Annotated in this window: 4 protein-coding genes; all 4 read left to right on the forward strand. The window is 53.9% G+C overall.

Annotation, left to right across the window (positions count from 1 at the left end):
• Positions 1–2,469: pyruvate:ferredoxin (flavodoxin) oxidoreductase (nifJ, locus tag B2Y11_RS04970; RefSeq protein ID WP_291056920.1), on the forward strand; the 2,469-nt coding region annotated here is incomplete at its 5' end.
• Positions 2,470–2,663: 194 nt separating this feature from the next.
• A complete protein-coding gene (locus B2Y11_RS04975) occupies positions 2,664–3,281 on the forward strand; it encodes a GTP pyrophosphokinase (RefSeq protein ID WP_291056922.1) in 618 nt (205 codons plus the stop codon).
• Between the two features lie 11 nt (positions 3,282–3,292).
• Positions 3,293–3,970 carry a response regulator transcription factor gene (locus B2Y11_RS04980; protein WP_291056924.1) on the forward strand — a complete coding sequence of 226 codons (678 nt, stop codon included), beginning with the start codon at positions 3,293–3,295 and terminating at the stop codon, positions 3,968–3,970.
• Positions 3,967–5,250, forward strand: a complete 1,284-nt coding sequence (locus B2Y11_RS04985; RefSeq protein WP_291056925.1) for a sensor histidine kinase — start codon at positions 3,967–3,969, stop codon at positions 5,248–5,250. Before B2Y11_RS04980 ends, B2Y11_RS04985 begins: the two co-directional genes overlap by 4 nt.
• Positions 5,251–5,677: the final 427 nt, after the last annotated feature.

The raw sequence follows: 5,677 nt of genomic DNA on the forward strand, positions 1-5,677 counted from the left end.
CGCTACGGCCTGGGCTCCAAGGACGTGATTCCGGAAGATATTATGGCTGTGTATGAACATCTGAAGGATGAAACACCACGCCATAACTTCACCCTTTCCATCAACGACGACGTCACCGGCCTTTCCCTGGCTCCCGTACCGGTACCGGAAATACCGGGCAAGCTGGTTTCCTGCAAATTCTGGGGATTCGGCAGTGATGGCACCGTAGGCGCCAACAAGAGCGCCATCAAAATCATCGGCGACCATACAGACCTCTACGCCCAGGGCTACTTCGCCTATGACTCCAAGAAATCCGGCGGCGTCACCATTTCCCACCTCCGCTTCGGCGAAGACCCCATCCGGAAGCCCTACCTCATTCGTAAGGCTGACTACATCGCCTGCCACCGTCCGTCCTACATTTATAAATACGACCTGCTCCGGGGCTTCAAACCCGGCGGCATTTTCCTCCTGAACTCCCCCTGGAGAAAGGAAGATCTGGAACGGGTACTGCCGGCTGCCATGAAGAGGAAACTGGCTGCCCTCCATGCGAAATTCTACATTATCGACGCCTTTGAAATCGCTAAGAAAATCGGTCTGGGCGGCCGTATCAACATGATCATGCAGGCTGCCTTCTTCCATCTCACCCACATCATTCCCGATGAAGATGCGGTGAAATACCTGAAGGATTCCAATGAAAAATCCTACGGCAGAAAAGGCCAGAACGTGGTGGATATGAATAATACCGCCGTAGACGCAGGCATGACGGGTATGGAAGAAGTGGAAATCCCGGCAGCATGGGAACACGCCACCACCGGCGGCTCCATTGCCAGAGTGGCCCGTCCTGATTTCGTCAAAGACGTATGCGACGTCATGAACCGTCAGGAAGGGGACGACCTCCCTGTTTCTACCTGGAAAGGCCTGGAAGACGGCACATTCCCTTCCGGTACATCCAAGTACGAACGTCCATCTGCTGCCATCAACATTCCTGAATGGATTCCTGAAAACTGTATCGAATGCAACCAGTGCTCCGTGGTATGCCCCCATGCCACCATCCGCCCTGTCCTCGTAACGGAAGAAGAAGCGGAAAAAGCACCGGAAGGATTCATTGTAAAGGAATTCAGAGGCCCGGTGAAAGGCCTGAAGTTCCGCATCGTCATCGACCCGGAAGACTGCTATGGCTGCGGCATCTGCGCCAACACCTGCCCCGCTCCCAAGAAGGCTCTCGTCATGAAGCCTGCTGAAACCCAGCTGCCGAAACAGAACCTCTGGGACTACGCCATGAATCTCCCTGCCCGTAAGAATCCGCTGGGCAAGGGCAACCTCAGAAGCGCCCAGTTCGAACCTACCTACTTTGAATTCTCCGGCGCCTGCGCAGGCTGCGGCGAAACACCGTACATCAATATGGTGACCCGCCTCTTCGGCGACCGCATGATGATTGCCAATGCCACCGGCTGCTCCTCCATTTACGGAGCCAGCTCCCCCTCCATGCCTTATACAAAGAACGCCAAAGGCCAGGGACCGGCATGGGCCAACTCCCTCTTTGAAGACAATGCAGAATACGGTCTGGGCATGCACCTTGGGGAAGCCAAGCTCCGTAACCGCCTCACCGGCAAACTGAAGGAAGCGCTTCCTGCTGCCGATGACACCGTAAAAGCTGCCATCGAAGAATGGCTGGAGAAGAAGGACATCGGAAACGGCACCAGAGACAGGGCCGACAAACTGGAAGCAGCCCTCACGGCAGAAGTGGCCGCCCATCCGGAATACAAAGAACTCCTTGACCTCAAGGACCACTTCGTGAAGAAATCCCAGTGGATCTTCGGCGGCGACGGCTGGGCGTATGATATCGGCTTCGGCGGTCTGGACCAGGTACTGGCTTCCGGCGAAGACGTGAACGTCCTCGTACTGGATACGGAAGTGTACTCCAATACCGGCGGACAGTCCTCCAAGTCCACCCCCGCTGCTGCCATTGCCAAATTCGCAGCTTCCGGCAAGAAGACAAAGAAAAAGGATCTGGGCATGATCGCCGTTTCCTACGGCTACATCTATGTAGCACAGATTGCCCTGGGCGCTGACATGAACCAGGCCTTCAAGGCTATCAGCGAAGCAGAAGCCTATCCGGGACCGTCCCTCATCATCGCCTATGCTCCCTGCATCAACCACGGCCTGAAAGCAGGCATGGGCAAGTCCTCTGAAGAAGAAAAGAGAGCGGTGGAATGCGGTTACTGGTGCAACTGGCGCTACAACCCCACCCTTCTGGAACAGGGTAAGAACCCCTTCCATCTGGACAGCAGAGAACCGAAAGGAAACTTCCGGGAATACCTCATGGGCGAAGTCCGCTTCGCTTCCCTTGCCAAACTCTTCCCCGAAAGGGCAGAAGAACTCTTCGAAAAAACAGAAAGAGATGCAAAACAGCGCCGCGAAAACTACGTCCGTATCCAGAAATCCTACGATATGGAAATCGAAGCAAGAAAAGCAGCTGAAAAGAAATAAACAGCTCAGTGAAAAAGCCATGGCTCCGGCCATGGCTTTTTTGCGTGTCCCTGTCCGATGCCCTTCCTCCCTGGATGGGCCAGGTCATCCCTTGCCCTTTATAAAAATTGACCATGGGGCAAAATCGGTATAGGTCCCTCTTTTCCATGGTATAATAAGAAAAATTGATTTTATACAAAGAAAGAGACATACCCATGAACGAATCCATATACGGCGCCTGGAAGGACGCGCTGCCCCAAGTCCTTCACTCCATCGTTTCCCAAATCGAAGATTTCAGCCAAAAGCGGAAGGAAGAGACTGGGGAAGCGGCCTATGAGCACCTGATTTACCGCATTAAGACGGAAGACAGCATGCGGGAGAAATGCCGGCGCAAGGGGCTTCCGGAAAACGCCTCCTCCGCCCTTTATGACATCCACGATGCCATCGGCATCCGCATTGTGTGCTGTTTCCTCAATGATATTTACGAAAACATGAATTTCATCCGTTCCATTCCCGGCTGCACCATTGTAAAGGAAAAGGACTACATCAAAAGTGCCAAGCCCAACGGCTACCGAAGCTGCCACCTGATTGTGGAGATGGAAGCCCCCTTTGCCGATGTGAAGGGGCGAAATCCGGGCCATTTCTTTGCGGAAATCCAGCTCCGCACCATTGCCATGGATTCCTGGGCCAGTCTGGAACACCAGATGAAGTACAAGAAGAACATCAAAAACCCGGAAATGATTACCCGGGAATTGAAGCGCTGCGCCGATGAGCTGGCCTCCTGCGATCTGTCCATGCAGACCATACGGAACCTCATCCGCCAGGAACATTGAAAGGAGATACCATGCGTATACTGCTTGCTGAAGATGAAAAAGATATGGCCGACGTACTGCTGGCCATTATGAAACACCAGGGTTTTGATGCGGACTGGGCGGAAAACGGAGCGGTGGCGGTGGACATGGCTTCGGAAAAAAGCTATGACTGCATGGTTTTCGACATCATGATGCCTGTAAAGGACGGCATTACCGCCCTGAAGGAAATCCGCGCCGCCGGTGATGTGACGCCGGTGATTATGCTCACCGCCAAATCCGAAGTGGATGACCGCATTACCGGCCTGGACGCCGGTGCCGACGATTACCTTACCAAACCCTTTGCCATCGGAGAACTGCTGGCCCGTATCCGTTCCCTCACCAGAAGAGGAAAAGACTTCACCCCCTCCACCCTTTCCGCCGGCTCCACCAGCCTGGACACGGAAGAGCAGGAACTTTCCGCCCATAATTCCATCCGCCTTTCCGGCAAGGAAACGAAACTGATGAAACTCCTCATGCTCCATAACGGCAAACCCCTTTCCACCTCCTACATCTTCCAGAAAATCTGGAGCGGAGAAGAAGGGGTCGATGAAAGCGTGGTGTGGATTTACATTTCCTACCTGAGAGAAAAACTGTCTGCCATCAACTCTGACCTAGCCATTACCGGGGAAGAAGGAAAAGATTTCAAGCTGACCCTTCGGGAGGAGCCATGAACCTCATCAAAAAACTGCGCCGCCAGTTCATCCTTCTAGCCACCCTGGCCATATTCATTATCGTGGCCGGCGCCCTGGGCCTCATCAACATGATGGGTTTCTACGCCATGCGGGAGCACTGTCTGGATACCATGACCTATATCACCCAGAACGGAGGCACCATGCCCTCCCGCTACCATCCTGCCGATACCGCCTCCTGGGGGAAAGACTTCTTCCCCGGCATCACCTGGCCGGAAGATACACCGGAATTTGCCTACCAGACCCGCTACTTCTCCCTTCGCCTTGACAGCAGCGGCCGCATCACTGCAGTCAACGTAAAAAACATTGTAGCCTTCTCTGAAGAACAGGCCGTGGAATTTGCCAGAATCGCCCTTGCTTCCCCCTCGGACAGCGGCTTTCTGCAGAAAAATAAAGCCCGCTATGGCTTCATGAAAACCACCCTTGAAGACGGCTCCACCCTGCTTGTCATTCTGGACTGCACCCGTGAATTCTCCGACGTGCACACCTTCCTTTCCTACTCCGTATGGTTCGGCTTCTTCTGCATCATCCTCTATGTCCTGATTTTCGCCTTTCTCTCCAAGCGGGCCATCGCCCCCTTCGTCAAGAACCTGGAAAACCAGAAACGATTCATCACCAACGCCAGCCACGAACTGAAAACACCGCTGGCCATTATTTCCGTAAACGCCGAAGCCATGGAAATGATGAACGGCAAAAACCAGTGGACCGAGGGCATTATCAAACAGGTGCGCCGCATGTCCGGCCTCATCAGCCACCTCATCCTTCTCTCCAAAGCCGGCGAAGCCACCAGGGCCCAGCTCCAGTTCCTCTCCTTCCCTGTGAAGGATATGTTCGCCCGCCTGAAAGAGGACTTCGACCTTCTGGCCAAAGACCAGGGAAAGAAACTGACCCTGTCCGCAGAAGATGGACTCACTGCCAGAAGCGATGAAAAATACCTCTCCGAAATCCTCCACATCCTTCTGGACAATGCAGTGAAATACTGCGACGACGGCGGCACCATCCTCCTTTCGGCAGAAAAGGGAAAAAGGAAAGACACCCTACGCTTCTCCGTATCCAACGACTACAAAGACGGCAAAGACCTGGACTACAGCCGCTTCTTTGAACGGTTCTACCGAAACGACGAATCCCACAACAGCAAAAAAGCGGGCTACGGCATAGGTCTTTCCATAGCCCGGGAACTCTCCTCCCTCCTCTCCATTCCCCTCACCGTGGAATATAAAGATGGAAGGATCGCCTTCATCATGATAGTAAAGACGAAGTAATGAATAAGGGGAAGGTTGACGGCCCTTCGGGCCGAGGGTTGTGTAGAAGGGTTGCGTCGCTTCGCTCAAGGGGCAGGAAAAAGGGTTCTTAGGATGGATGGGCCTTCGCCCCAAGGGTTCGTAAGTTTGACGGGGCCTTTGGCCCCGAGGGTTGTGGATTGCCCTTTGGGCAATGCTTATAAAGTCAGCGTTACGGGATTGGCTTTATGGGTCATATAGCTTGATACGCATTACGATGATGAGCCACCTCCGGTGGCTTTCCCCCCTTTGGTGCCTTACGGCACCACCTTCCCCCCGCTGAGCGGTAGGACAATAAAGCTCTGAAAAGCAGTCTCCTCATAATTGATTCTATTGTGCCTCCGCCCACCGGGCAAGGTAGTGGCGCCAGCCACCAAAGGCGGAATCACCAAAGGGGGAATGCATTTCC

The sequence above is a fragment of the Dialister sp. UBA1703 genome (assembly GCA_002320515.1).
Taxonomy (GTDB): domain Bacteria; phylum Bacillota; class Negativicutes; order Veillonellales; family Dialisteraceae; genus Dialister.

Bases quoted from the DNA above. Each gene is read 5' to 3' on its own strand.
- B2Y11_RS04985 (WP_291056925.1), top strand. From the start codon at position 3,967: ATGAACCTCATCAAAAAACTGCGCCGCCAGTTCATCCTTCTAGCCACC.
- B2Y11_RS04975 (WP_291056922.1), top strand. From the start codon at position 2,664: ATGAACGAATCCATATACGGCGCCTGGAAGGACGCGCTGCCCCAAGTC.
- B2Y11_RS04980 (WP_291056924.1), top strand. From the start codon at position 3,293: ATGCGTATACTGCTTGCTGAAGATGAAAAAGATATGGCCGACGTACTG.